This is a genomic window from Microbacterium sp. ProA8, from assembly GCF_039905635.1.
Classification (GTDB): domain Bacteria; phylum Actinomycetota; class Actinomycetes; order Actinomycetales; family Microbacteriaceae; genus Microbacterium; species Microbacterium chionoecetis.
Window position 1 is genome coordinate 2470447 of sequence record NZ_CP157000.1, and the last position, 26349, is coordinate 2496795.

The 26349-nt window shown below is 71.7% G+C and carries 20 protein-coding genes and 1 tRNA gene; 7 read left to right on the plus strand and 14 right to left on the minus strand.

The annotated features are described in order from the left end of the window. Window positions 1-63: 63 nt before the first annotated feature. Window positions 64-1029: a hypothetical protein gene (locus ABG085_RS11010; protein ID WP_347975787.1), complete on the plus strand. Its 966-nt coding sequence runs from the start codon at window positions 64-66 to the stop codon at window positions 1027-1029. Between the two features lie 9 nt (window positions 1030-1038). On the opposite strand, the gene ABG085_RS11015 is transcribed toward ABG085_RS11010, so the two are convergent. Continuing rightward, window positions 1039-4875 carry an AAA family ATPase gene (locus ABG085_RS11015; RefSeq protein ID WP_347975788.1) on the minus strand — a complete coding sequence of 1279 codons (3837 nt, stop codon included), beginning with the start codon at window positions 4873-4875 and terminating at the stop codon, window positions 1039-1041. A 74-nt stretch (window positions 4876-4949) separates the two neighbouring features. On the opposite strand from ABG085_RS11015, the gene ABG085_RS11020 reads away from it, so the two are divergent. Then, window positions 4950-7799: an AAA family ATPase gene (locus ABG085_RS11020; RefSeq protein WP_347975789.1), complete on the plus strand. Its 2850-nt coding sequence runs from the start codon at window positions 4950-4952 to the stop codon at window positions 7797-7799. A 263-nt stretch (window positions 7800-8062) separates the two neighbouring features. Here ABG085_RS11020 and ABG085_RS11025 read toward each other — a convergent pair. The 3 genes from ABG085_RS11025 to ABG085_RS11035 form a co-directional block, all read right to left on the minus strand. Further along, window positions 8063-8137, minus strand: a tRNA-Gln gene (locus ABG085_RS11025). Between the two features lie 107 nt (window positions 8138-8244). Further along, window positions 8245-9777, minus strand: a complete 1533-nt coding sequence (gltX, locus tag ABG085_RS11030) for a glutamate--tRNA ligase (RefSeq protein WP_347975790.1) — start codon at window positions 9775-9777, stop codon at window positions 8245-8247. A 4-nt stretch (window positions 9778-9781) separates the two neighbouring features. Then, window positions 9782-10792 (minus strand): LysR family transcriptional regulator, encoded by a 1011-nt coding sequence (locus ABG085_RS11035; RefSeq protein ID WP_347975791.1) that lies wholly within the window; start codon window positions 10790-10792, stop codon window positions 9782-9784. A gap of 81 nt (window positions 10793-10873) precedes the next feature. Between ABG085_RS11035 and ABG085_RS11040 the strand changes: the two genes are divergently transcribed. From ABG085_RS11040 to ABG085_RS11055, 4 genes are all read left to right on the plus strand, one after another. Further along, on the plus strand, window positions 10874-11941 hold the full coding sequence (locus tag ABG085_RS11040; RefSeq protein WP_347975792.1) for an aminotransferase class V-fold PLP-dependent enzyme: 1068 nt from the start codon (window positions 10874-10876) through the stop codon (window positions 11939-11941). 73 nt (window positions 11942-12014) lie between these two features. Beyond that, window positions 12015-13679, plus strand: coding sequence for an amidohydrolase family protein (locus tag ABG085_RS11045; RefSeq protein WP_347975793.1), 1665 nt, complete (start codon window positions 12015-12017; stop codon window positions 13677-13679). Further along, entirely contained in the window at window positions 13676-14062 is a 387-nt protein-coding gene (locus tag ABG085_RS11050) for a Rid family hydrolase (protein WP_347975794.1), read from the plus strand. Before ABG085_RS11045 ends, ABG085_RS11050 begins: the two co-directional genes overlap by 4 nt. Continuing rightward, window positions 14059-15321 (plus strand): alanine racemase, encoded by a 1263-nt coding sequence (locus ABG085_RS11055; RefSeq protein WP_347975795.1) that lies wholly within the window; start codon window positions 14059-14061, stop codon window positions 15319-15321. Before ABG085_RS11050 ends, ABG085_RS11055 begins: the two co-directional genes overlap by 4 nt. Here ABG085_RS11055 and ABG085_RS11060 read toward each other — a convergent pair. The 5 genes from ABG085_RS11060 to ABG085_RS11080 all read right to left on the minus strand — a co-directional run bounded on the left by ABG085_RS11060 (window position 15293) and on the right by ABG085_RS11080 (window position 21425). After that, window positions 15293-16600 carry an MFS transporter gene (locus tag ABG085_RS11060; RefSeq protein ID WP_347979173.1) on the minus strand — a complete coding sequence of 436 codons (1308 nt, stop codon included), beginning with the start codon at window positions 16598-16600 and terminating at the stop codon, window positions 15293-15295. The two genes, ABG085_RS11055 and ABG085_RS11060, sit on opposite strands and share 29 nt — an antisense overlap. Before the next feature lie 75 nt (window positions 16601-16675). Further along, window positions 16676-17443: a fumarylacetoacetate hydrolase family protein gene (locus ABG085_RS11065; protein ID WP_347975796.1), complete on the minus strand. Its 768-nt coding sequence runs from the start codon at window positions 17441-17443 to the stop codon at window positions 16676-16678. 222 nt (window positions 17444-17665) lie between these two features. After that, the gene (locus ABG085_RS11070; RefSeq protein WP_347975798.1) at window positions 17666-18778 is read right to left on the minus strand and encodes a branched-chain amino acid aminotransferase; all 1113 of its coding nucleotides are present in this window, start codon (window positions 18776-18778) and stop codon (window positions 17666-17668) included. Window positions 18779-18817: 39 nt separating this feature from the next. After that, window positions 18818-19879, minus strand: coding sequence for a 3-isopropylmalate dehydrogenase (locus tag ABG085_RS11075; RefSeq protein WP_347975799.1), 1062 nt, complete (start codon window positions 19877-19879; stop codon window positions 18818-18820). Window positions 19880-19886: 7 nt separating this feature from the next. Further along, window positions 19887-21425 (minus strand): MFS transporter, encoded by a 1539-nt coding sequence (locus ABG085_RS11080; RefSeq protein WP_347979174.1) that lies wholly within the window; start codon window positions 21423-21425, stop codon window positions 19887-19889. A gap of 66 nt (window positions 21426-21491) precedes the next feature. Here ABG085_RS11080 and ABG085_RS11085 point away from each other — a divergent pair, with 66 nt between their 5' ends. Then, complete coding sequence (locus ABG085_RS11085) at window positions 21492-22037, plus strand: TetR/AcrR family transcriptional regulator (protein ID WP_347975800.1); 546 nt, start codon at window positions 21492-21494, stop codon at window positions 22035-22037. 11 nt (window positions 22038-22048) lie between these two features. Here the strand turns inward: ABG085_RS11085 and ABG085_RS11090 are convergent, their stop codons facing one another. The 5 genes from ABG085_RS11090 to ABG085_RS11110 all read right to left on the minus strand — a co-directional run bounded on the left by ABG085_RS11090 (window position 22049) and on the right by ABG085_RS11110 (window position 26250). Further along, entirely contained in the window at window positions 22049-22561 is a 513-nt protein-coding gene (locus tag ABG085_RS11090; RefSeq protein WP_347975801.1) for a DUF2867 domain-containing protein, read from the minus strand. A 3-nt stretch (window positions 22562-22564) separates the two neighbouring features. Beyond that, window positions 22565-24169, minus strand: coding sequence for a phosphoglycerate dehydrogenase (gene serA / locus ABG085_RS11095; protein WP_347975802.1), 1605 nt, complete (start codon window positions 24167-24169; stop codon window positions 22565-22567). Window positions 24170-24337: 168 nt separating this feature from the next. Beyond that, the gene (locus tag ABG085_RS11100) at window positions 24338-24772 is read right to left on the minus strand and encodes a bacitracin resistance protein (protein ID WP_347975803.1); all 435 of its coding nucleotides are present in this window, start codon (window positions 24770-24772) and stop codon (window positions 24338-24340) included. Next, complete coding sequence (locus ABG085_RS11105; protein ID WP_347975804.1) at window positions 24769-25320, minus strand: DNA polymerase III subunit gamma/tau; 552 nt, start codon at window positions 25318-25320, stop codon at window positions 24769-24771. Before ABG085_RS11105 ends, ABG085_RS11100 begins: the two co-directional genes overlap by 4 nt. Window positions 25321-25395: 75 nt before the next feature. Continuing rightward, window positions 25396-26250, minus strand: coding sequence for a peptidoglycan-binding protein (locus ABG085_RS11110; RefSeq protein WP_347975805.1), 855 nt, complete (start codon window positions 26248-26250; stop codon window positions 25396-25398). Window positions 26251-26349: the final 99 nt, after the last annotated feature.

The following is a 26349-nucleotide window of genomic DNA, read 5'->3' on the forward strand; positions in this document are numbered from 1 at the left end:
GCTCACGGATCTTTTCCGGGCCCGCGCGCGCGAGGCTGAGAGCACCTGACACGAGGAGCGGCCATGTCATCTCGCCTGTTCCGGGCCGGACACCGGCTCGTCGCCTTCGTCGGCCTGGCACTGCTCGCGCTGCTGGCGCCACTTGCTCTCGCCGAGCCGGCCTCCGCGACCAACATCCCCAAGCCCACCTCGATCACCGTGACCGCCCGCACCGATCCGGGTATCGCCGGGCAGCTGACGGGCGTGCCCGCGGCATCGATGCCGGCGGTCCTCGCCGCCGTCGGCACGCCGTTCGTGGTCGAGGTCTCGCTGTGGAACGGCACGACACCGGCGACCTACCCCAGCGCGACGGCCGTCAGCCTCACGGCACCAGGCCCCGGGCAGCTGGCCACCACGCAGGCGACGATTCCGGCAGGCGCCTCGACCGTGACCATCTCCACGTCGTACTCCAGCCCCGCCGCGGCGCTTCAGATCACCGCGGGCACAGTGAACAACAAGTCCGTGCTCACCGGCACGACGGCATCCTTTCCGATAGATCTCGTCCTGAACCTCCTGGATGGCGAGTCCGCCGCGCTGAAGGACGGCACGGCGGGCGCAGACGGCAGCGCGTGCACGACGGTGGATGCCGCACACCCGATGTGCGGTCTGCTCTCGCTGCCGAGCGGCGCCGGCGGCCGAGTCGCGTTGTCCCTCGGGGTGTGCCCAGCCGGGCAGACCTGCCGCGACGGTGCACTCGTCACCCAGTTCATCGCGGACATGGCCGATCGGTACACGCGCACCAGCCCCGCGCGGATGACCATCGTGTGCGACAAGTCCCTCTGCGGCGGCGGCGGCGTGCCGAAGTACCGCGCCCTGTGGTCCCCGACAGGGACCACTGAGCTGGTGACGACGCCCACGTGCCCTGCCCAGGGTGTCATCGGCGCCGATCAGGAGTTCTGCACCGACACCGTCTCCAGCAGGCGTGACAACGCCGGCGATCTGCGACTCGTCGTGCTCTTCCTGGAGGACGTGCGCGGCACGATCAAGTAGCGGCGACGCTCACCTCACGACGCCCAGCGAGTCGAGCATCCGCGTCGAATCGGCTCGCAGCCCGTCGTCCTGCGTCGCGTCGGCGAGTGCGAGGCCGAGCAGTGCCGGCTCGAATCCTCCGTACGTCCCGGTGGTGCGCGCCAGGCCCGCTCGAGCGGCAGACGCGGCCTGCTCGGCGCGCCCCTGGGCCAGCAGGGCGTGCGCGCGCACCCGGTGCAGACGGGCGAGTGCGTCGGGCGCCTTCGCCTGCGCAGGCGGGATGGCCTCGTCCAGCAGTGCGAGCGCTTCGGTGGTCCGCCCGTCAGCTGCCAGGGCGTCGGCGTGCGCGGCGTCCAGCAGCGCCACCTCCGTGGCGAGATCGAGACCGGCCAGCACCAGGCGGGCCTGCCGGAACGACGCCCACGCTCGATTCGGATCGCCCGTCGCGGCCTGCGCCCGAGCCTGCTCGCGCAGCGCCAGCCCCACCAGCTCCTCGTCGTCCGCGCGGCGTGCCAGCTGCAGCGACGCTGCCAGTACGGGCAGCGCCTCGCCGCATCGGCCCTGCGCGACCAGCACGTCCCCCCGGTTGTAGAGGGCGGTCGCCTCGTCGGCGTCGTCGCCGAGGCGGTGGAAGCGCGGGGCGACCTCGGCGAAGGCGTCGACCGCCTCGTCCCAGCGGCCCCCGTTGTACGCGTCGATCGCGAGGTTGTTGAGCGTCAGCGCCTGGCCGCTGAGATCGTCGAGCTCCTCATACAGGCCGAGCGCGATCTGCCCGTACGGGCGATCCTCGGCCATGGCGGACGCACCGTACGACAGGTGCAGCGCGTTGCAGGCGTTCGCGAGCACCTCCTGGTCTCCCGAAGCCTCAGCGGACGCCACGGCGCGACGGCCCCACTGCACCGCCGCGTCGTCCCGGCCCTGCAGATGCAGGCAGAAGCCGTACCAGGTCGCGATCCGTGCTCTCACCGCATCCGCAGCGGTCCCGTCCACGTCGTCGAGCACACGCATCGCTCGGGTCAACTGCGCGAGGGCGGCGCGGTAGCGCCCCAGGCGCAGGGTGATCCGCGCCTCCTTGTGGAGCGTGTCGGCCGTGGCGACGGGGTCGGCGAGCATGTCGCGGCGGGCGCGCCGCAGCGCAGCCAGTGCTCCGGCCGCATCTCCGGACATGTCGAGACACTCGCCGAGCCAGACCGCCACGCTCGGTCGCTCGGCGGGGCTGTCCGCCAGGTGCGCGGCGCTGTCGAGAGCGCGCGCGAAGAAGGCCGCCGCCTGCGCGTGGGCGTACTTCGCTCGCGCCTCCTCGCCGGCCCGAAGGGACGCGGACCAGGCCTCGCCGTGAAGTCCGGCGGCGTGGAAGTGCAGGCTGAGCAGATCCGCGCCGGCGAAGCGGCCGGCGCGAGCCTGAAGGGCGACCGCGACGCGTTCATGCATGTTGCGACGCACGCGGTACGGGAGCCCGGCATAGGCGACGTCCCGCACCATCATGTGCCGGAACTCGAACTCGCCGTCGTCCGCGATGCGCACGAACTCGTGCAGCCGCGTGGCGATGTCGTCGCCGGTGATCCGTGACCCATGCACGTCCGCCAGGATGCCGCCGTCGAAGCGGACGCCCAGCACGGCCGCGAGCCGCAGCAGGGTGCGGTCGGCGGCGCCGAGCCGGTCGATGTCGACGAGCAGCAGGGCCTCCACCGAACCAGGAAGGTCGTCGGTGGCGTCACCGGTCCGCACGCTCGTGGCGAGCGACGTGAGGAACAGCGGGTTTCCGTTGGCGCGCTCGGCCATCGCAGAGATCCTGTGACGACTCGGGCGTGAGACGCCCATCGCGGACTCGAGGAGTTCGAGCGCCGTCTCGGGCGGCACACCGTCGAGTGCGATCCGTCTGTCGTGCGGGCCCGTGAGGCGCGGCACGTAGCCCACCGTGGTCGCGCGCCGGATGACGATGACGCACCAGGGATGACGCGGCACCTCGTCCTCGAAGCGATGCAGCAGCGCAGCCGACGCCTCGTCCATCAGATGGGCGTCCTCGATCACCACCATGACCGGTGCGGTGAGGCGAGCGGCCAGCAGCGCGATCGTGGTGTCTTCGATCCGACCGCGGCGGAAACGGGGGTCGAGGTCGTCGACCTCGCGTGTCGCGGGCATGTCGAGGCCGAGCGGTGCGCCGAGCAACGGCAGCCACGGCAGGAGATCCGGCGCGGCCTGCCGCACCACCTCGGCCAGCACGACCGCGGCAGTCGCGGGCTGCTCGTGCACACCGATGCCGAGAACCTGGCGCAGCAGCATCCCGAGCGCGGCGTACGGGGTGCCGCTGTCGTAATTGCTGACCGTGACGGCGACCCTGCGCATGGGCGCCGGGATGCTGAGCTCCGCGACGAGCCGCGATTTGCCGATCCCGGGGTCGCCGACGATTTCGAGGACCGCTCCCCGGCCTGCGGATGCACCGGCCAGCGCAGCCGCCATCTCGGTGAGCTCCGCCTCGCGCCCGAGGAACGGGATCCTCACCTCTGCGGTCTCTCGCCGCTCCCCGCGGAGGATGGCGGCTTCGACCGGCGCACGCTTGCCCTTCACCGTGAAGGGAGCCAGCGGCGCCGCGTCGAACACCGGACCGGCATCGGCCAGGACCCGGGTCGTGGCGACCACTTCTCCTGCTTCCGCGCGGCCGAGCAGACGCGCCGCGAGGTTCACGGCATCTCCCTTGACCGAGTAGGTGCGCCGTTGTGGCGGCCCGAAGTCCCCGGCGAAGACGTGACCCGCGTTCACCCCGACACGGACCGCGAGTGCGCCCCGGAAACCGGCGATCTCGTGGGCGGTACGCAGCATCCGTTCGGCATCGCGGCCCGCGCTGCGCGGCGCGCCCGCAGTGAGCATGATCTTGCCGCCGTCGACCGCGATGTCGGACTCGAAGAAGGTCGCACCGTGTTTGCGGCATGCCCGCTGCACGGCGACGATCACCTCGTGGATCGCCTCGGTCGCGGCGGCCGCGCCGCCGCGCTCGCGCAGCAGCGCGTCCGTGCCGGCGAACTGGACGAATCCGACGGCGATCGGTCGATGCTCGGGTTCCGCTGCTCCCGACTCGATGTGCGCCCGGATGCCGGGCGGCAGGGTTCCTGCGACGCTCGCGATGCCGGCCGCCGCGGCGTCGGACCGGCGGCGTGCGGGTGGGGACCCGGGTTCGGCGTGAGGCTTGCCGGCGGCAGGTTGCGGGCGCGACCGCAGCAGCCGAGCGGTCGAGCCCGCGCCGTCGAGGTCGATCTGCGCTCCCAGCGCTCGGGACGGCAGCCGCGCGACCGTCGTCGTGCTGAGCAGGATCTGGCCGGCAGCGGCGGCTTGTTCCACCAGCGCGAGGTGGCTGACCTGCGGCCCGGCGACGATCAGCTCGCGGTGGCTGACGGGATCGCCGACCAGGAAGACGTCGAATCCGGCGGCGCCCCCAGCCGCGGGGTCGCCATCGGCGCTGTGGATGCCGATCGACATGCGCAGCGGCGCCGACGCCAGCATCCCGGCGCCGCGGGCGCGCACCAGGTCGCGCAGCGCCGCCCGCATCCCGTGTGCCGCCCGCGCCGCACAGCCGGCGTGGTCGTCGCCACGGAACAGGAGAAGCACCGCGTCACCGCCCCACTTCAGCAGGTCGGCACCGTCCTCGAACGCCGGAGCCAGGACGGTCGCGAACGTCTCATCGAGTGTGTCGCTCAGCAGCTCGGCGCCGATCCGCCCCCGTCGCGCGAGTCGCTCCGTCAGCCGGGTGAAGCCGGAGATGTCGGCGAAGACCATCGTTCCCGGCACCCGTCGGTGGCGCTCCTCCGGGGCGGCACTCAGCCACTCCGCCACGAGGCGCGAGGCGAAGGGCTCCGCAGGTTCCTGTGTCACGGCGTCCGCCGCCCTCTAGAATCTGCCCAGGAGTGCCGCAGCGTCGTCCTGGGGGGCGATGGGGAGGCGAACGAATGCACACCACCATGGGGCCGACGGTGCCTGTGCAGCGCCCGCCGCGCGTCTTCCTCGGCCGTGACGCCGAACTCGCCATGCTCGTCGCCGCGAGCGTCAGCGTCGCCGGCAGGTTCATCCTGGTGCACGGCGAAGGGGGAATCGGGAAGACCACGCTGCTCGCCGCGGCGCTCGAGCGGATACCGCCGGACCACACCGTGCTGCACGCGTCGGCCGATGCGATGGACCGACGCCGCACCCACGGCCTGCTGCTGGACGCCTTCGCGCCGATGCTCGATGAGGACGGGCGGCGCACCGTCGCACGGCAGAACGAGCATGCGGTCGGCGAGCGACTGCTGTCGCTGATCGACATGGTCGCCACGGACGCGACCGTGCTCGTGCTCGAGGACCTGCAGTGGGCGGATGCCGCATCGCTCCGGCTGCTGGCACGTCTGAGCCGCACGCTCGAGCAGCTGCCGCTGGTCATCCTCGGATCGATGCGCACACAGGCCCGTCACGAGACACCGCCCGAACTCGATCATCTGCTGAGCGTACTCAGCGAGCGCGACCTGCTGGTGCCGATGGAGCTCGGCCCGCTCGACGGCGCGACCTGCATAGCGATCGCGGAGCGCCTGACCGGCGGGAGAATCGGCGGTGCGCTGGAGCGCTACGTCGGGGCGGCGGGCGGCAACCCCCTGTTCCTCACCGAGATGATCCGCGCGCTCCGGCGTGACGGGGCGTTCACGATCGGCGACGGGGGTGAGACGCTGCTGGACTCCCCGCTCGGCCCCTCGCCGTCGCTCGCGATGGTGATGATGCGCCACCTCAGCCACCTGAGCGTGCCGACACGGGAGCTGCTGACCTCGGCGGCGCTGCTCGGCACCCGCTTCTCGGTAGCCCACCTGCGGATCGTCGCCGACCAGCCGGTGACCACCCTCGTGCCGCTCCTGCGTGAGTCGTTCGCCGCGGGGTTCCTCGAGGAGATCGACCAGGATCTGGTCGGCTTCCGGCACGAGCTCATCCAGGAGGTGCTGCTGCACGATCTGCCCGCGGCGGTACGGGGCGGGCTTCGACGCGAGATCGCCCTGCTCCTGGACGCCGCGCAGGTCCCGCCCGAGATCGTGGCGGCACATCTGCTGCAGGCGCCGACCTCTCCCGAAGACCTGAGCTGGATGCTGCGTCTCGCTCAGAGCACCGCCGTGATCGCACCCGCCACCGCGACCGAGCTCTGGGGCCGCGTCGTCGAGGCGGTCGCGCCCGGCGACCCCCTGAGCGTGCGCGCCACCGCGGGCCTGGCGCGTGCGGCGCTGAGCGCGGGTCACGCGGCGCAATCGACCGCTCTCGCCGAGAGCGCGCTGAGCCACGAGGTCCCTGCGGATGTGCTGGCGGAACTCTCGGCGACCTACACCCATGCGCTGATGCAGCAGCACCGCAACATCGCCGCACGCGACGAGTCCGAGAAGTACGCCGTCGCCGACGTCCTGGAGCCTGCGGACCGAGCGGCCCATCTCGCCTTCGCAGGCTGGCCGCGCTTCATGCTCGGCGACCTCGCGGGGGCGGAACGGCTGGCGCGGGAGGGTGCCGCCATGGCTGCCGCGGCGGACAACCCCGGAGCCGAGGTGATGGCTCTCACGCTGCATGGGCAGATCGCCAATCTGCAGGGTGATCTCGACGACGCGATCACCCTGCTGACGTCGGCCACGCAGCGTGCCGACCGACACCTCCGTCTCGCGTCGATCGAGTCGTTCCCGCACGCGCTTCTGGCGCTGGCGCTGGCCGATGCGGGCCGCACCGCCGACGTGTTCGAGCTGCTTCAGCGCAGTGTGCAGGTGTCGGAGGAGTTCGGGTACCGCACCGGCGTGCTCGCCGCCCATGCATTCGGCGCACAGGTGCGCGGCCACATCAGCAGCCTCTCCGACATCTCTGCCGAGCTCGACGCCCATCGTTCGATGGTCGGGTCGATGGATGTGCGGATGGGCGGTCCCATCCTCGGGCTGCGGACCTGCGTGGTCGCGCGCCAGGACGGCCCCGACGCGGCGCGGGAGTGGGCGGCCGGGCTGGACCCGGTACCCGCCCGCGCAACCTGGGCCGGCCGAGGGCGCAGCTGGATCTGGCTCGGGCTGAGCCGCCTCACGTCGGATGGCCGCGACGACGCCGCGGCCCTCGACGTGCTGTGGAGCGGATGGCGAGAGCTGCACGAGGTGGACATGCTGATGGACTGCGCCGAGCTCGGGCTCGCGCTGGTCGACGTCGCTGCAACGATGGCGGAGTCCGATTCCCCGGAGCGGGCCGTCGCACGCGAGCGCGCGCTCGAAGTGGTCGACGTCCTGACGAACCTCGCCGACCGCAATCCGGCGGTCTCCCACCTGCGAGCCACTGCGCTGGCCGTGCGGGGGCGCGCGACGAAGAGCGCTGATCCACTCCTCGAGGCGACCCGGATGCTGGCGGGAAGCCCGCGGCGCCTCGATCATGCACGAATCGCGGAGCTCGCCGCCGGCGCGCTGCCCTCTCGGGGCGACGAGCGCCGGGTGCTGGCCGAGGCATCGCTGCGCTCGTACGCCGAGGTCGGGGCCGACTACGACGTGGTGCGCGCGCGAGCGTCGTTCCGGCGCGCGGGCATCCAGATCCGCACACACCCGCGCACCCGGCCGACCTCCGGCTGGGACGCCCTCACCCGCACCGAGGAGCGGATCGCGGGGCACGTCGCCACGGGCGCCACCAATCCCGAGATCGCACAGGCGCTGAGCGTGTCGCGACGAACGGTCGAGACGCATGTGTCAAACGTCCTCGCCAAGCTCGGGCTCCGCTCGCGCACCGAGCTGGCGGTCCTCGTCTCGCGGCGTGCCGACGATCTGGGACAGCACGGCTAACAGGTCGATCCACCCGCAGAACGGCACGTCCACGCCGCCGTCGGCGACGTGCCCCGCCGGCGGATCGTCGCCGTCCACCCAGATCTCGATGCGCACACGGCCAGCGTCACACTCCGGCGCACCCAGAAGATCCGTGAGCTCACCGATCTTCGCAGCCGACCGGGATGCACATGCCCGGCGCGAGCGAGGCGCGGGCCGGAGCATCCTGTCGAGGAAAGACTCGAGGAAAACGAAAAACCCCCGCTGAGCGGGGGTTATTTCGTTGGCTGGGGTACCTGGACTCGAACCAAGAACAAAGGTACCAGAAACCTCCGTGTTGCCAATTACACCATACCCCAAGGCTGTCAGCCGAAGCCGTGCCGAGGACCAAGTCTACGCGACTTCGGCGCCTCCTCCAAACCGACACGGCCTGCCGCGCATCCCGGGCGAGTCACACGAAGCAGGCCTAACCGAGCCGGAACGCCACCAGCGCTTCGAGCCGCCGGATCGACTCCGACTTGCCCAGCAGCTCCATCGACTCGAACAGCGGCGGCGAGATGCGGCGGCCGCTCAGAGCGACACGCAGGGGGCCGTACGCGACGCGCGGCTTGAGCCCGAGCCCGCCGTCCTCGACGGGCGCGATCAGTGCGCCGGCGAGGGCGTCCTGCACCGCAGTGGCGGCGAACTCGGTGTCGGGCACTCCTTCGAGGGCACCGACCGAGGCGACGAGCACCTCGTTCGCGTTCGCGGGCAGCGACACCAGGGCGTCGTCCTGGTAGGCGACGACGTCGGTGAAGAGGAAGCCCAGCAGCGCGGGTGCGTCGCCGAGAAGCTGCATCCGCTCCTGCACGAGCGGGGCGGATGCCGCGAGCATCGCCTTCTGCGCAGGTGTCGGGTTCTCGTCGATCACGCCGGCGGCGGTGAGATACGGCACCAGGCGTTCGGCGAACTCCGCGGGCGCCAGCATCCGGATGTGGTCGCCGTTGATGGATTCGGCCTTCTTCTGGTCGAAGCGCGCAGGGTTGGGGTTCACATCGACGATGTCGAACGCGGCGACGAGCTCCTCGAGCGAGAACACGTCGCGGTCGGGAGCGATCGACCAGCCGAGCAGAGCGAGGTAGTTGAGCAGTCCCTCGTGGATGAAGCCCTTCTCGCGCTGGAGGAAGAGGTCGGCCTTCGGGTCGCGCTTTGAGAGCTTCTTGTTGCCCTCTTCGCCGAGCACGAGGGGCATGTGCGCGAACCGCGGGATGAACGTCGTCACACCCGCGTCGACGAGCGCCCGGTACAGCGCGAGCTGGCGCGCGGTCGACGGCATGAGGTCTTCACCGCGGATGACGTGGGTGATTCCCATGAGCGCGTCGTCGACCGGGTTCACGAACGGGTAGAGCGGCACTCCCCCGGCGCGCACCAGGACGAAGTCGGGGAACGACCCGGCGGGGAAGGTCACTTCGCCGCGGATGAGGTCGACGTAGGTCAGATCCTCGTCGGGGACGCGCAGGCGCCAGGCCGGCTCGCGGCCCTCGGCGCGGAACGCCGCCTTCTGCTCGGCGGTCAGGTCGCGGTCGAAGTTGTCGTAGCCGAGCTGCTTGGCACGGCCGTTGGCCTCGTTGCGCGCGTCGATCTCTTCGGCCGTCGAGTAGCTCTCGTACACCGCGCCCGCGGCGATGAGCCGGTCGAGCACCTCGCGATAGATGCCGTGACGCTCCGACTGCCGGTACGGCGCGTGCGGCCCGCCCACCTCGACGCCCTCATCCCAGTCGATCTCGAGCCACCGCAGCGCGTCGAGCAGCTGCAGGTAGCTCTCCTCGCTGTCGCGCGCGGCATCCGTGTCTTCGATGCGGAACACGAGCTTGCCGCCGTTGTGGCGCGCGTACGCCCAGTTGAACAGCACGGTGCGGACGAGTCCGACGTGCGGCAGCCCCGTCGGTGACGGGCAGAACCGGACGCGGACGTCGGCGCCGGTGGCGGTCGTGGTGCGGGGATCAGGCGAAGAAGGCATCGCGTCAGAGTGTAGTTGGCGAAGCCGCGACGGTCTGCCGCGCCGGGTTGCGGGAGGCAGCCGCCTCGGGCCGGCCGCCGGACATGGCGATCAGGCGCGCGAGCGCCTCCAGCGTCGCCCGCACGGCGGGCACGCGCTCGGCCCCCCGCGCCGTGACGGTGTGGATTCGCCGCTGCTCGCCGGCCGGCAGCGGCACGACCGCGACCCCGGGCAGCTGCGGGAACGACTCGACCGCCATCCTCGGCAGGGTCGCCACGCCGATGCCCTGCGCGACCAGGCCCTCGACGGCCACGAAGTTGTCGGTCTCGAAGGCGATGCGCGGTGCGAAGCCGGCACGACCGCACAGCTCGAGCAGGTGACCGCGGCAGCGGGGGCAGCCGGCGATCCAGTCCTCGTCGGCGAGCACGCCGACGTCGAGCGCCTCGGCGGTCGCCGCGGGATGGCCGGTGGGCAGCACCGCGAGCAGCTCGTCGGCGCCGACGGTGTTCACCGAGAGCCCCCGGGCGCTGGATCCGTGCGGGTCGTCGCGGTCGCCCGGGTAGCTGAAGGTGAGGGCGATGTCCGTGCGGTCCTCACGGACCGCCTCGACCGCCTCCGGCGGCTCCGCCTCCACGTACGTGAGCGAGATCCCCGGATGCCGCTGCGCGAGGTCCGCCAGCAGGCGCGGGACGATCGTGGGCGACGCCGACGGAAAGGCCACCAGCCGGACGCGCGCGGCGCGCAGCCCTCGCAGCTCTGCGAGCTCGCCGGCCGCGGCATCCAGCGCCGTCGTCACAGCGGGGGCGTGCCGCGCGAGGATCCGCCCCGCATCGGTGAGGCGGACGCTCCGCCCCACCCGCTCGACGATGGCGACGCCGAGGCGCTGTTCCAGACGCTTGAGCTGCTGGCTGACCGCCGGCTGGCTGTAGCCCAGGGCGACCGCCGCCCCGGTGATCGAGCCGGCGTCCGCGACCGCCTTGACCACGCGCAGCTCGCGCGCGTCGAACCCCGGGTCGTCGTCGAACACGTCGCTCACGCGCCAATCATAAGCATTCGTTATGTGCGGCATGGAACACCTGCCGTAGACGTGCGCAATAGCGACCTCCACGCTGGAGTCATGCCCACGATCGCCGATTCTCCCGCCCTCGTCGCCGCGCGGCGCGAGTTCGACGGGGGCCGCGACTACCTCGCCGCGTGCACGGTCGGCCTGCCCAGCCGAGCGACGCGGCGTGCCGTGATCGCCGACCTCGACGCCGCCGCGTCCGGTCGCCCCGACCTCGCCGCCTACTGTGCGGCAGTGGAGCGCTCGCGCGGGCTGTTCGCCTCTCTCGTCGGCATCGGCGCCGAACGCGTGGCGATCGGCTCGCAGACCTCCGTCGCTGCGGGGATGGTGGCGTCGGCGCTGCCCGACGGCGCCGAGGTGCTCGTGCCCGACGGCGAGTTCTCGTCGATGGTGCTGCCGTTCGTGCACTCGGGCCGCGGTCTCGTGGTGCGGACCGCTCCCCTGCGCGACCTCGCCGCACACGTCCGCCCCCGCACGGCACTCGTCGCCTTCTCGGTCGTGCAGTCCGCCACCGGCGAAGTGGCGGATGCCGCGGCCATCGTGGCCGCCGCCGCGCAGCACGGCGCACTCACACTGTGCGACGCGACCCAGGCCGTCGGCTGGCTCCCGGTCGAGGCATCCGACTTCGATGCCGTGGTCTGCCATGCGTACAAGTGGCTCTGCGCGCCGCGCGGAGTGTCGTTCCTCACGGTGTCCGACCGGCTCGCCGCCCGCATGACGCCGGTCAACGCGGGCTGGTACGCCGGCGACGACCCGTGGGCGTCGTGCTACGGCGGCGAGGTGGAGCTCGCCCCCGACGCGCGCCGGTTCGATGTGTCGCCGGCCTGGCAGGCGTTCGTCGGCGCCGCACCGGCGCTCGAGCTGTTCGCCGCGCTCGACCCGTTCGAGCTGCACGCCCACTCCACGGGGCTCGCGGCCGCGTTCCGCGCCGGGCTGGGCATCGCGGAGCCCGAACGCCCGTCGGGGATCGTCACGTGGGACGATCCGGAGGGCAGCGCGCTCGCGCGGCTCGGCAGCGCGGGCATCACGGCATCGGGGCGGTCGGGGCGGGCGCGCGTCGCGTTCCACGTCTTCAACGACGAGGACGACGTCGACCTCGCGCTCGCAGCTCTCGGGCACTGACGCCGGCGACGGCACGGACTGCGTAGAATTCCCCCGCGGGTCAGCCGGGGCCCGCGCTCCCACGGAGGCCGCGATGACCGCCCACCCCGACCGCACGGTGCTGCGCGGCGGAACGGTGATCGATGGAACGGGCGCACCGAGGTACGACGCCGACGTCGTGATCGTCGGCGACAGGATCGGTCACATCGGCGAGGTCGCTCCTCGAGCCGACGATCGCACCGTCGACTGTCGCGGCCGCTTCGTGATGCCCGGCTTCATCGACGCCCACGCGCACGCCGACGGAGCCGTGTTCGACAGCGACGTGCAGCTCGCACTGCTGCGCCAGGGGATCACGACGGTCGTCGGCGGCCAGGACGGCGTCTCATACGCCCCCGGCTCCGGCGCGTGGGCGACCCGCTACTTCGCGGCGATCAACGGCCCGCATCCGACCTACGCGGGTGGCGGCGTCGGCGAGCTGCTGCACTCGTACGACGCCGCCACGCCCGTCAACGTCGGCTATCTCGTCCCCGCCGGAACGGTGCGCCACGAGGTGATGGGCATGGACCGCGGACGGGCGGATGCCGCGCAGCTCGCCCGCATGAAGCAGCTCGTGGCCGACGGGCTCGCCGCCGGGGCACTGGGGCTTTCGAGCGGGCTGGACTACGTCCCCGGGATCTTCGCCGGCACCGCCGAGCTCGCCGAGCTGTGCGCCCCGGTCGCCGCGGTGGGCGCGCTGTACGTCACCCACATGCGAGGCGGTTACGAGACGAACACGGCGGCCGGTCTCCGCGAGGTCGTCGCGATCTGCGCCCCGGGTGAGGCGCACGACGGTGTGCGGGGCCACGTCTCGCACCTGCATGTGGATGCTGACGAGGCCGAGCGCCTTCTCGCCGAGGCTGCGGCGTCCGGAGCCGACCTCTCGTTCGACATGTACCCGTACACGCGCGGCTGCACGCTGGTGTCGATGGCGGTGCTCCCACCGGAGTACAGCGCCCTGGACCCCGACGACGCCGTCGCGCTGCTGTCGGACCCGGCGCAGCGCGCGCAGCTGCGGGAAGAGTGGTTTCCCGCCGTCGCGCACAAGCCCAGCCTCGGGCCCGACTGGCCGACGATGATCCGCGTCGCGCACACCCCCGCCGATGACTGGGCGTGGGCGGCCGGGCTCACGCTGGCGGAGATCGCCGGGCGGCGCGCCACTTCGGTCGAGGACGCGACACTGGATCTCCTGATAGCCGGGCGCCTCGAGGTCAGCGCCGTGATGGCGGTGCGCGAGGAGCGATCGGTCGAGAACCTCGCGCGCCTGTTCGCGCATCCCGCCCACATCGGGGGCTCGGACGGCATCTTCGTCGGCGCCGTCCCCCACCCGCGCGCGTGGGGCGCCTTCGCCCGCTTCCTCGGCACCTATGTCGGCCGGTCCTTCTCGTGGGAAGACGCGGCCGTCCACCTCTCTGCCCGCACCGCCGCGCGCTTCGGACTGCACGAGCGCGGCATCCTTCGCCCGCGTAACGTGGCCGACATCGCCGTGGTCGATCCTTCGACCGTCACGGATGCCGCCACCTACGACGAGCCACGTCAGCCGGCCCGCGGGATCGACGATGTGTTCGTCAACGGCCGGCAGGTCTTGCGGGGCGGCGAGCTCACGGGCATCCGCGCCGGTCGTGGTCTGCGCCGCTCCCCCGCCACGTCGCCCGAAACCGCCGCGGCGGAACCCCTGCCGCTGCAGACGAACAGTCAGAGTCCGACGAAAGGAACCGCATGACCAAGCACGCCGTGCTCATCGAGAACGCCCCCCGACCAGCCGGGCCCTACAGCCACGGCGTGGCCGCAGCGGGCCTGCTGTTCACGGCCGGCTTCGGCCCGCAGGATCCCGCGACCGGCGAGGTCGTGGCCGGCGGCGTCTACGAGCAGACGCAGCAGGTGCTGCGCAACGTCGGCAGCGTGCTCGCCGCCAAGGGCGCCTCGTTCGACGACGTCGTGAAGGTCACCGCCCACCTGCAGCACCTCAAGCGCGATTTCGCCGAGTACAACCGGGCCTACGCCGAGTTCTTCCGCGAGCCGTACCCCGTGCGCACCACCGTCGGCTCGGAGCTCTACGACATCCTCGTCGAGATCGACGTCGTCGCGGTCCTGCCCGGCGAATGACGCTCGCTGCGCGCCGCGGGCCGGCGGGCCGTGTGCTCGAGACCGGCGACAGGGGGCTCCCCGCAGACGCCGCAGGCCTCACCGTCGCCGAGTTCCTCGCGCGGGAACCACGGCTCGCCGACCTCTGGACCCCTCTGCTCGTGATCGACGACGGGGCGCTCGACGACAACATCGCGTTCCTCGCCGGCTGGGTGGCCGAGCGCGGGCTCGAGCTGATGCCGCACGGCAAGACGACGATGGCGCCGCAGCTGTGGTGGCGCCAGCTGGACGCCGGCGCGACGGGCATCACGGTGGCCACGCCGTCGCAGCTGCGCGTCGCCGTGGAAGCCGGCATCCCCGCCGTCATGCTCGCCAACCAGCTGGTGCAGCCGGGGGCCATCCGCTGGACCGCCGAGGCCGTGGCGGCGGGCACCCGTGTGTGGAGCTGGGTCGACGACGTCGCCGGCATCGACGCGATCGAGCGCGCGCTCGGCGGCTCGCCCGCGCAGCCGCTGGAGGTGCTCGTCGACGTCGGGCGCCGGGGCGGGCGAACAGGCGCCCGCTCGCTGGAGGCGGCGGTCACCGTCGCGCGTCGTGCCGCGGCGTCGCCCGCCGTGCGGCTCGCAGGTGTGACGGGCTACGAGGGCTCGGTGGCGCACGGCCGCGGTGCCGAGGCACTGGCCTCGGCGCGCTCCTACGTCGACGAGCTCCTCGCCGTCCACGACGCGTTGGCGCCGCTGTACGACGACAGCGACGTGCTGGTGTCGGCCGGTGGCAGTGCCTACCCCGACGTGGTCGGCGCCGCGTTCGCCGCGGCATCCGTCGACGGCGACCGCACGCGGTTCGTGCTGCGGTCGGGTGCGTACGTCGTGCACGACCACGGCTACTACCGCCAGAACTCGCCGTTCGACGGTGCGGGGCTGCGCCCCGCGGCGCGCGGACTGGCCCGGGTCGTGTCGCGCCTCGATGCGGGGACCGCGATCGTCGACGCGGGCAAGCGCGACTTCCCGTTCGATGAGGGTCTGCCTGAGCCGCTGTACGCGATCGACGCCGCCGGAGAGCGGATGCCGCTCCCCGGCGCGGTGACGACGAAGCTCAGCGATCAGCACGGCTTCGTGCGCATCGCGCCGGACTCGCCGCTCGCGGTGGGCGACGTCGTGGTGTTCGGCCTTTCCCACCCGTGCACGATGTTCGACAAGTGGCGCCTGGTGCCTGTCGTCGACGCGTGGGGCGACCGGCTGGATGCCATCGTCACCGACCTCGTCGAGACGCGGTTCTGAGCTTCAGCCCGTCTGACCGGCGGGGCCGAGCTCGGGAGGCGCGCCAGCCGAGCGGCGCGAGCAGCACCGAAGCCGCGACGAGCACCAGCACGACCAGGGCGAGGCCGCCGTAGCCGATCCAGCCGAGCAGGGCGCCGGCGATGATCGCGCCGAGACCTCCCACGATGCTCATCGTGAAGTCGCTGAAGCCCTGGCGTCGCGTGCGGAGCTCTTCGGAGGACGACTCGGTGAGCAGGGTCGAGCCCGCCACCGTCGACGCGCTCCATCCCAGGCCCAGCAGGACGAGTGCCACGGTCACCGCCGTCGTCGACGTCTGGCCGAACGAGGCGGTGAGCAGCGCCGCGACGAGAAGCGCCTGGCCGACCAGGATCGTCGGCACGCGTCCGACCCTGTCGGAGAGGATGCCGAAGACCGGCGAGAGCACGTACATGCCCACGATGTGCAGACTGATCGTCAAGCCGATGATCGACAGGGTCGCCGCCTCGGACGCCCCGTGCGTCAGGTGGGCCAGATGCACCGGTGTCATCGCCATCACCGACACCATCGTGCCGTGGGCGGCCGCCACGGCGAAGATCGCGTACCGGGCTGCGACCGGCCGATCCGCCTTGGCGATCACGCGGCTGCCGGCCCGCGCCGAGGCGACCACCCGCTGCGCGAGCAGCAGCGGGTCGGGTCGCATCGCCACGAGGTAGAGCACGATCGCGAGCCCCTGCGCGACGAGGGTGAACAGGTAGGCCCCCGTCAGCGCGGGCATGCCGATCGCGCTGCCGAGCACCTCACCGGGTCCGGTGAGGTTCGGACCGAGAACCGCGCCCACCGTGGTCGCCCACACGACGATCGAGAGATCGCGGCCGCGCGTGGCATCCGTCGCCAGATCCGCCGCGGCGAAGCGCGACTGCAGGTTGGCAGCCTGGCCCGCCCCGATGATGAAGAAGCCGACGAGCAGCAGCGGGAACGCGGCGAGGGCGACGGCGACGATCACCAGTCCGACGCCGACGAGGGCGACCGCCATGCCGGTGGTGAGCGACAGTCGCCGGCCGTGCCGGCGCGCGATCGCCGCCAGGGGCACCGCCGTCAGCGCGGTGCCGAAGGTCACGGCGGCGGCGGCGAGTCCCGAGAAGGCGTCCTCGCCCGAGATGTCGGCCGCGAGCACCGCACCGAGTGACAGCGTCGCACCGAAGGCGAGCCCGCCGAGCACCTGGCCGAGTGAGAGCACCCACACGGTGCGCCGCTGGACCGCGGCCACCTCTTCGGCGGTGGTCCCGCTGTCGGTCCTCACGCCGACGGCGTCGGCGTGAGGTGAGCTGCCGCCCTCGTCAGGCGTCACGGGCCTTGTCACGCATCTCGAGCAGTGTCACGCGTCACGGGCAGTGTTGCGCAGGATGCCGAGGCCGGTGATCTCCACCTCGACCGTGTCGCCCGCGACGATCTGACCGACGCCTGCGGGGGTGCCGGTGAGGATCACGTCGCCGGGCAGCAGCGTGAAGGCCGCGGACGCATAGGCGATCACGTCGGCGAGCGAGAAGATCATGTCGCTGATCGGGCCCTGCTGGCGCACTTCGCCGTTCAGCCGCGTCGTGATGACGGCGGGGCCGTCGACGTCGAAGTCCGTCTCGATGGCGGGGCCGAGCGGGCAGGACGTGTCGAAGCCCTTCGCTCGGGCCCACTGACCGTCGGACTTCTGCCAGTCGCGGGCCGTCAGGTCGTTGGCGATCGTGTACCCGAAGACGTAGTCGAGGGCATCGGCGGCCGGCACATTCTTGGCGATGCGACCGATGACGGCGGCGAGCTCGCCCTCGAAGCTGATGAAGTCCGAGCCCTTCGGCAGCACGACCGCGTCGCCGGGCCCGACAACGGTGGTGTTGGGCTTGAAGAACAGCATCGGCGCGGTCGGCACGTCGTTGCCGAGCTCCGCGGCATGGTCGCGGTAGTTGCGGCCGACGCAGACCAGCTTCGAGCGCGGGATGACCGGGGCGAGAAGGGCGACATCGCCGAGCGGCACGCGCTCCCCCGTCGTGTCGTATCCGGCGAACATCGGGTCGCCGGCGAGGACGACGAGTTCTCCTTCGTCGACGATTCCGAACTTGATGGCGTCGTTGTGGCTGAAGCGCGCGATCCTCACCGGATCAGCCTAGCCACAAGCACCGACGCAGGTCTCGGCGTCCGCGCCCCCTCGCTTTGGCAGCCGATGTCCCGCTTTCTCGCCGTCGTGTCCCGTTTCCAACCACTCGGGGTCCCGGGAACGGCAGAAAGTGGGACGCGCATCGTCGTCGGTGGCGCTGCCCGGACGGCGGAACGGACGGATGCCGCAGCATCCGTCCGTTCTCGAACCTCCCGCAGAGGCTCAGCCGTCGAGACGCATCAGCCAGCCGTGGCGATCGGCCACACGCCCATACTGGGTGCCGGTGAGCTCCTCGCGCAGCGACATCGCCAGCTCGGACGCCGCGTCACCCTCGTGCACGATCTCGTAATCGTCGGCGACGAGCTTGCCGATCGGCACGATGACCGCGGCCGTGCCGCAGGCGAACGCGCCGACGATGGAGCCGGATGCCGCGCCCTCGCGCCACTCTTCGATCGAGACCTTGCGCTGCTCGACGACGAGCCCGCGGTCCTCGGCGAGCTGCAGCACCGACGCGAGAGTGATGCCCTCGAGGATCGACTCGGACTGGGGCGTGATGAGCCGGCCGTCGTTCGTGACGAGCACGAGGTTCATGCCTCCGAGCTCCTCGATGTAGCCGTCGTCGAGGAACAGCACCTGCTGGCAGCCCTTCTCGTACGCCTCGGCCTGCGGCAGCAGGCTCGACGCGTAGTTGCCGCCGGTCTTCGCGGCGCCGGTGCCACCCCGGCCTGCGCGCGCGTAGCGCGTCGACAGCGCGATGTTCACCGGCTGGACGCCGCCCGGGAAGTAGGCGCCAGCGGGGCTCGCGATGAGGTAGTACCCGACCTTCTTCGCGGCCCGGACGCCGAGGAAGGCCTCCTTGGCGAACATGAAGGGCCGCAGGTACAGGCTCGTCTCGGGTGCCGTGGGAACCCACGCGCCATCCACTGCGACCAGCTGGCGGAGCGACTCGAGGAAGTACTCGCTGGGCAGCTCCGGCAGCGCCAGCCGCTGCGCCGAGCGCTGCAGGCGAGCAGCGTTGCGGTCGGCGCGGAAGGTCCAGATGGACCCGTCGGCGTGACGGTAGGCCTTGAGCCCCTCGAAGATCTCCTGCGAGTAGTGCAGCACGGCCGCCGCAGGGTCCAGCGGGATCGGACCGTAGGGCTGCACGCGGGGACGGTGCCATCCGCCCTTCTCGGACCAGCAGATGTCGACCATGTGGTCGGTGAAGTGCTGCCCGAAGCCCGGGTCGGCGAGGATCGCCTCGCGCTCGGCATCCGGAGTCGCCTCGGTGTTCCGAGTGACGTTCCAGACGAGGCCTGCGGCCGAGGGCGCCTGGAGGGGAAGGTCGATGGTCATGGGTGGAATCCTCTGTCGGTAGGACGACGTGATCTCAGATTACGCCTGGAGCCGGGCGACGATCGCGTCGCCGATCTGCGTCGTCGTGCGGGTCGCGCCCGCGTCGGCGCCGCGTGCGGCCAGATCCTCCTCGACCGCGGTCGTGACGCGGCGAGACTCGTCCGGGAGCCCGAGATGGTCGAGCAGCAGTGAGACGGAGAGGATCGCGGCCGTGGGATCGGCCTTCTGCTGGCCTGCGATGTCGGGCGCCGATCCGTGCACGGGCTCGAACATCGAAGGGAACGCGCCGTCGGGATTGATGTTCCCCGAGGCGGCGAGGCCGATGCCACCGGTGACGGCGCCGGCCAAGTCGGTGAGGATGTCGCCGAAGAGGTTGTCGGTGACGATCACGTCGAAGCGGCTCGGGTTCGTGACCAGGTAGATGGTGGCCGCGTCGACGTGGACATAGTCTACGGTCACGTCCGGGTGCTCGAGCGCGACCTCGTCGACGACGCGCTTCCAGATGCCGCCGGCGTGGACGAGCACATTCGTCTTGTGCACCAGCGTGAGCTTCTTGCCGCGACGCTCGGCCAGATCGAAGCCGTAGCGCACGAGGCGCTCGACGCCGAACGCGGTGTTGACCGACGTCTCGTTGGCGACCTCGTGCGGCGTGCCGGTGCGGATCGACCCGCCGTTGCCCACGTACGGACCCTCGGTTCCCTCGCGGACGACGACGAAGTCGACATCGCCGGGTGCGGCCAAGGGCCCGGGCACGCCCGGGTAGAGCTTCGACGGCCGCAGGTTGACGTAGTGGTCGAGCTCGAACCGCAGCTTCAGCAGCAGGCCGCGCTCGATGTTCGCGTTCTTCAGGCGAGGATCGCCGGGGACTCCCCCGACCGCTCCGAGCAGGATGGCGTCGTGCGCCTTGATCGCCTCCAGGTCGTCGCTGGTGAGCGTGTCGCCGGTGTCGAGGAAGCGGCCGGCGCCCAGCGAGAACCGCGTCTTGTCGAAACGGATGCCGCTGCCCGCGGCCGCCGCATCCAGCACCTTCTCCGCCTCGGCGATGACCTCGGGACCGATGCCGTCACCCGGGATGACGGCCAGCTTCACGACACGCGACATAGTGCTCCTACGACTTCTGGCGGGACTCTCCCAGGGTAGTGGCCGCGATGACCCCCGCGACGACGACCAGGGCGGCGCCGATGAGCGCGGTGACCGTCACGCCGGCATCGAACGCCGTCGCCGCCGCCTCGAACAGCGCCTCGCCCGCGGTGCCGCCGATCTCGCCCGCCGCGTGCATCGCACCGGCGAGGGTCTCGGACGCGGCCGCGGCCGCGGCATCCGGGATCCCCTCGGGGACGACCAGATTCGTGCGATAGAGCGCTGTGAGGATGCCGCCCAGCACGGTCGTGCCGAGCACCGCGCCCAGCTCGTACGCCGTCTCGGAGACGGCGCTCGCGGCGCCGGCCTTCGCCGGCGGCGCGCTGGAGAGCACCAGCTCGTTCGAGACGGTCTCGGCGGCGCCGATGCCGATGCCGAGCGATATGAAGGCCGCCACCAGCGCGCCGATGCTCTCGGGTCCGGTGGCGAAGGCCACCGTGATGTACCCCGCGACGGAGAACACCAGGGCCACCGGCACCACGACGCGAGCAGGCCACCTCTTCGAGATCGGCACGACCACGAGTCCGGCCACGATCATCATCGCGAGGCCCGGCACCAGCGCGAGACCCGCCTGCATCGGCGAGAGGCCGACGATGAGCTGCAGGTGCTGCGCGACGAAGAACAGGAACCCCACGAGCGCGATGACGCTGAGGAGGTTCACCAGGAGCGCGCCGCTGAAGCTTCCCCGGCGGAACAGGCGCATGTCGAGCATCGGCGTGCGGGCGCTCAGCTGGCGCCGCACGAAGAGCACGCCGAAGGCCAGCCCGGCGAGCATCGGCAGCCACGCCGCGACGGCGAAGCCGTGCACCGCGAGTTCCTTGATGCCGTAGACGATGGGGATCATCGTCGCCATCGAGAGGGCGATGCTGAGCGGGTCGATGCGGCCCGGCTTCGGATCGCGGCTCTCGGGCACGAGCAGGGGCGCGAGCACCAGGAGCGGGATGAGCACGGGCACCGAGAGCAGGAACACGGATCCCCACGAGAAGTGCTCGAGCAGGAGTCCGCCCACGATCGGGCCGAGCGCCGCGCCGGCCGAGAACATCGCCGCCCACACGGCGATCGCGAGCCGGCGCTGGTCGCGGTCGGTGAAGATGCTGCGCAGCAGCGACAGCGTCGAGGGCATCAGCATCGCGCCGAACACGCCCATGGCGGCGCGCGCGACGATGAGCCACCCCGCGCTCGGAGCGAAGGCGGCGAGCACGGAGACCGCCGCGAAGCCGGTGGCGCCGATGAGCAGCATCCGTCGCCGTCCGAACCGGTCGCCCAGCGTGCCCATCGTGACGAGAAGCCCTGCCAGCACGAGCGGGTAGGCGTCGATGATCCAGAGCTGCTGGGCGCTCGAAGGCCCGAGCTCGAGCGCGATCGACGGCAGCGCGAAGCTCAGCACCGTGTTGTCGACCGAGACGAGCAGCACCGGCAGCATGAGCACGACGAGCGCAGCCCAGCCGCGCCAGCCGACCTTCCGTCCCTGGGCGTCGGCGAGCGAGAGTTCTTGAGTGAGAGTCATCATTTCTATACCGTCCAGCCGGTATAGTAACAGGATACGGCCGCCCCTGTCGATACGATCGACGCCATGAGTCGCCCTCCCCTCGCCCGCGAGAAGGTGCTCGACGCGTTCGAGCAGATCCTCATCGAAGAGGGCGAGCGCGCTGCGACGATGGATGCCACCGCCAAGGCGGCCGGCGTGTCCAAGGGCGGTCTGCTGTACCACTTCGGCACCAAAGAGGCCCTGGAATCAGCGATCATCGACCGCTTGCGGACGCTGGTGGCCGACGATGTCGCCGTGATGATCGCTGCCCCGGAGGGGCCGATCGCGTACTTCCTGCGCACGTCGGTCATGGCGAACGACCCCATCGACCGCGCGATCCTCGCGACGTCTCGCCTCGCGCAGGGTGGCGACGCCGTGGCGAGCAATGCACTGCGCGACGTGCGGGAGCAGTGGGCCGCGGCTCTCCGGCCGCACACGAAAGACGCGGTCGCGCTCGACCTGGTGATGCTCGTGAGCGACGGGCTGTACTTCAACAACGCGCTCTCGGGCGGCTCGATCCCGGGGCCGGTCCCCCGCGGTCCGGCGCTCGACGCGCTCATCGCCCTCGTCGAAGCCGCGACGAGGGTCTAGACCCCCTCGTCTCAGCCGTGCCGGGCGAGGGCGCGGCGCGTACGCCGGAGCATGGCGTGGACGACGAGCGGGTGCGCCAGCGAGACCGGCGTGAAGTACACCCGGCCGCGCCAGTCGTTGAAGGTGACGACCGCGGTGACGCGCACGACGGCGGCCGCGGCATCCACCCCCACTCCGCAGCGGAAGGTGAGGTGCTTGTCGGCGTACTCGATGAGCGCCTCGTCTCCGACCACCCGGCGCACGTCGAACACCCCGCGCGGCGCGGCCTCCAGTCCGAGAAGCGGGGCGAGCGCCATGCGCACGCCCATCGCGGCCTTCACCCACGCGGGCGCGGACGACGGCCGGAACAGCGTCTCGGCCCAGACGCGAGGGTCGTCGGTGCTGCGCGGCGGCTTGGACGCGAGGATCACGTCGCCGTAGTCGAAGCGCGACAGACCCTCGAACGCGAGGCTGCGGAAGACGGGGCCGCCGCCGGACGCGGGCACGGGAGCGGCAGCCTTCGCGGATGCCTCCCCCGGTGCCATCGCTCAGTCCTCGGTGACCTCGATGCGGCGGAACAGGTCGGCGCCCACCGCTTCGCGCATCTCGTCGAGGAGATCCTCGGGCACCGGCGAATCCACCGTGAGCACCGAGAGCGCGCGGCCGCTGGCGTCGGCCTGCGCCACCTGGAGCCCCGCGATGTTGATGCCGGCGCTGCCGAGCTTCTGGCCGTAGATCGCGACGATGCCGGGACGGTCGGCGTACCGCATGACGAGGTGGTGCCGCTCGATCGGCACCTCGATCTCGTAGCCGTTGATGCCGACCACCTTCGGCACCATGCGCGTGCCCGCGAGGGTGCCGGCGATCGTGAGCACCGAGCCGTCGGCGAGGGTGCCGCGGAGGATCGTGATGTTGCGGTAGAGCGGGCTCTCGGACTCGACGATCAGTCGTGTCTCGATCCCGCGCTGCTCGGCGAACAGCGGCGCGTTGACGTACGAGACGTTCTCGCTGACGACGTTGGCGAGGATGCCCTTGAGCGCCGCCAGGCGGTAGACGCTGACGTCGTACGCCGCGAGCTCGCCGCGCACCTCGATGTCGAGGCTCGTGAGGGCGCTGTGGGCGAGGCCCGTGAAGAACTGGCCGAGCTGCTCGACGAGGGAGATTCCCGGGCGCACGAACGGGTCGATGACGCCGCCGGCGACGTTCACCGCGTCGGGCACGAGGTCGCCCTCGAGGGCGAGCTTGACCGACTTCGCGACCGAGACGCCCGCCTTCTCCTGCGCCTCGTCGGTCGAGGCGCCGAGGTGCGGCGTGACGACGACGTTCGGCAGGCTCAGCAGCGGGAAGGCGGTGCCGTCGGCGGCCGGCGGCTCGCTCGTGAACACGTCCAGGCCGGCCCCCGCGATCTCGCCCTCGGTCAGCGCGGTGTACAGCGCCTCCTCGTCGATGAGGCCGCCGCGTGCGACGTTGACGACGAACGCCGTCTTCTTCATGAGGCGGAACTGCTCGGCGCCGATCATGCCGGTCGTCTCGGGCGTCTTCGGCATGTGGATCGTGACGAAGTCGCTCTGCGCGAGCAGCTCGTCGAGGTCGAGCAGCTGCACGCCGAGCTGCTGCGCGCGGGTCGGCGTGACGTAGGGGTCGTAGGCGACGACCGAGACGCCGAACGCCTGCAGTCGCGCCGCGATGAGGGCGCCGATGCGGCCGAGGCCGATGATGCCGACCGTCTTCTCGAACAGTTCGGTGCCGGTGTACGAGCTGCGCTTCCAGGCGCCGCCCGAGAGCGACGCGTGAGCCGCCGGGATGCGGCGGGCGAGGCTGAGGATGTGCCCCACGGTGAGCTCGGCCGCCGAGATGATGTTCGAGGTCGGCGCGTTCACGACCATGACGCCCGCGGTGGTGGCGGTCTTGATGTCGACGTTGTCGAGGCCGACGCCGGCGCGGGCCACGACCTTGAGCACGGGGGCCGCCGCGATCGCCTCGGCGTCGACCTTGGTCGCCGAGCGGATCAGCACCGCGTTGGCGTCGGCGAGGGCCGCCAGCAGCGCCGGCCGGTCGGTGCCGTCGACGTGACGCACGTCGAAGTCGGGCCCCAGGGCGTCGATCGTGGCGGGAGAGAGCTCTTCGGCGATGAGGACGACAGGCTTCGGCACGGGTGGTTCCTTTGGGGGCGGTGCGCGAGCGCGCGGAGCAGGGCAGACCGGATGCCGCGCCGCACGCCGTCGGGGGCGAGGCCTGTGCCAGCCTACCGCCCGTGCGGTGACCCGCCCGACCGTGTGACGGCCGACGGGCTGGACTCGGCGGCCTCAGCCCTCGGGGACTCAACCCAGGAAGGATGCCGAGTTGAGCGTCGTGTAGGCCACGACGTTCAGCCAGAACACAGCGACGAGCGCGAGTCCGGTGAGCATCACGAGCAGCAGCTCGTGCGGCGCGCGCCGGTACCCGATCGCGAAGGCGGCGCCCCACACGATCAGCGGGAACACTGCGGCGAAGATCCAGATGAACCACCCGAACGCGTTGAGGGTGAGTCCCGCTCCGGCGAACACCTGGAGGGTGGCGACGAGGTTGCCGATCGCATTCCAGACGGCGTACGCGTAGAAGAGGCCGACGACGCCCGCGATCGCGGCCACGAGCCAGGTGGGCGTCCTCCCCCTCCGCGCCCCGGATGCCGCGGCGGGGGTCCCGCGCCCTGAGGCATCGCGCGACGCGGGGCCGTCGTCGGGTGAGGGCGTGGGCGCCATGACGTCGTCGCTCATTGTCCGATCGCCCCGATCATCACGAAGGGCCAGGGCAGGAGCAGCACCACGCCGACCGCCAGCCACGCGAACCTGACCCACGCGCGCGAGCGGCGGGTGAGGAGGAAGGTCGTCGCGAACCACAGCAGCGGTGCGAGCACGGCGAGCCACAGGCTCCCCTGGTACATGACGTCGAGCACGAGGTACTGGGCCCGACCCTGGAGGCGCAGGCCGCCGATGATCCAGCCGATCGCGTAGAGCGCGTACACACCGCCCAGCACGCCCAGCGCGACGAGGGCGCCGTCGCCGAGGGGCCGCCGCTCCGTCGCGATCGCGTCGCGGTCGGCAGGCGCGGATCGTTCGACGGATGCTGCACCCGGCGCATCTGCGGAGGCCACCGTGTCGCTCCCCTTGCCGACGGCGGTGTAGCCCTTCGGAAGCCCCTCCGCCGGAGCCGGGGCCGGGACTTCGGGCTCGGGGGCGACGTCGGTTCCGGCCGCTCCGACATCGAGCGTGGGGTCGTCGTCACCGTCCCAGGTCAGGGCGTCGTCGTCGCGTCCGGTCGTCACGGTCTCAGAGTAGTGCCGCCGTGCGAGGCGGCCGAGAGCCGACCGGCGTTGCGGCGGCTCTCGGCGCCCCGCCGCTCAGTCGAACAGGCGCATCATCAGCGTGTGCCAGGTCTCGTGGCCGACGATGCCGTCGGCGGGCGGCAGGAAGACGCCCTGGAACTCCCGGACCGCCGCGTCGGTCTGCGGGCCGAAGTCCCCGTCGACGGTCACGCCGGCCAGCAGCGTCTGCACCGCACGGACAGCCTCGCCCTTCGCACCCGCCGGACCGTCGCCCTGCTTCACGGTGATGATGAGGCTCGGCCAGTCCAGCTGGCCAAGGGTGGTCGAGATCTCCACCGCGCGCAGCGTCTGCTGGAAGGCGCGCGCGGCCTGGCCGCTCAGCGGTCCGAAGGCGCCGTCGGCGACGATCGTCGCCCCGTGCGCACGCAGCAGATGCTGAGCCGCGAGCACGCGCCAGTTCGTCGCCTGCGACGAGCCCTGCTTCACGAGCGCCCACGGCCGGTCGCCCGGCACGAACGTGCTGAAGAACGACCAGGTCTCGCGTCCGGCGACGCCGTCGAGCGAGAGGCCCCACGACTCCTGGAAGAACTCGACACGCTCCTTCGTCATGGGGCCGAAGTCACCGTCGACCACGAGGGGCGTATCCCCGGGCGAGCGCAGCAGTCCGAACTGCTGGACGGCGCGAACGGCGTCACCGGTCGACCCCTGCTGCACGGCGATGACGAGGCGGGGCCAGGTGATGGGCCCGACGATCCCGTCGGACGGCACGCCCTGCGCCGTCTGGAAGGCGCTGACGGCGGCGGCTGTCGCAGGCCCGTACGCGCCGTCGACGGCCACGGCGTGGCCGTGCGCCCGCAGCAGGTACTGGATGCCGGGGACGATCGCGGCAGACGATCCCACTCCGACGGTGCTCCACGGTTCGACGTTCATGACGGCTCCTCTGATCGGTGTCCGATGCGGGGCTTCCGCCCCACTCGAATCCGAGGTGCCGCCGACGCACCGTGATACGTCCGCCCGGAAACGCGCGAC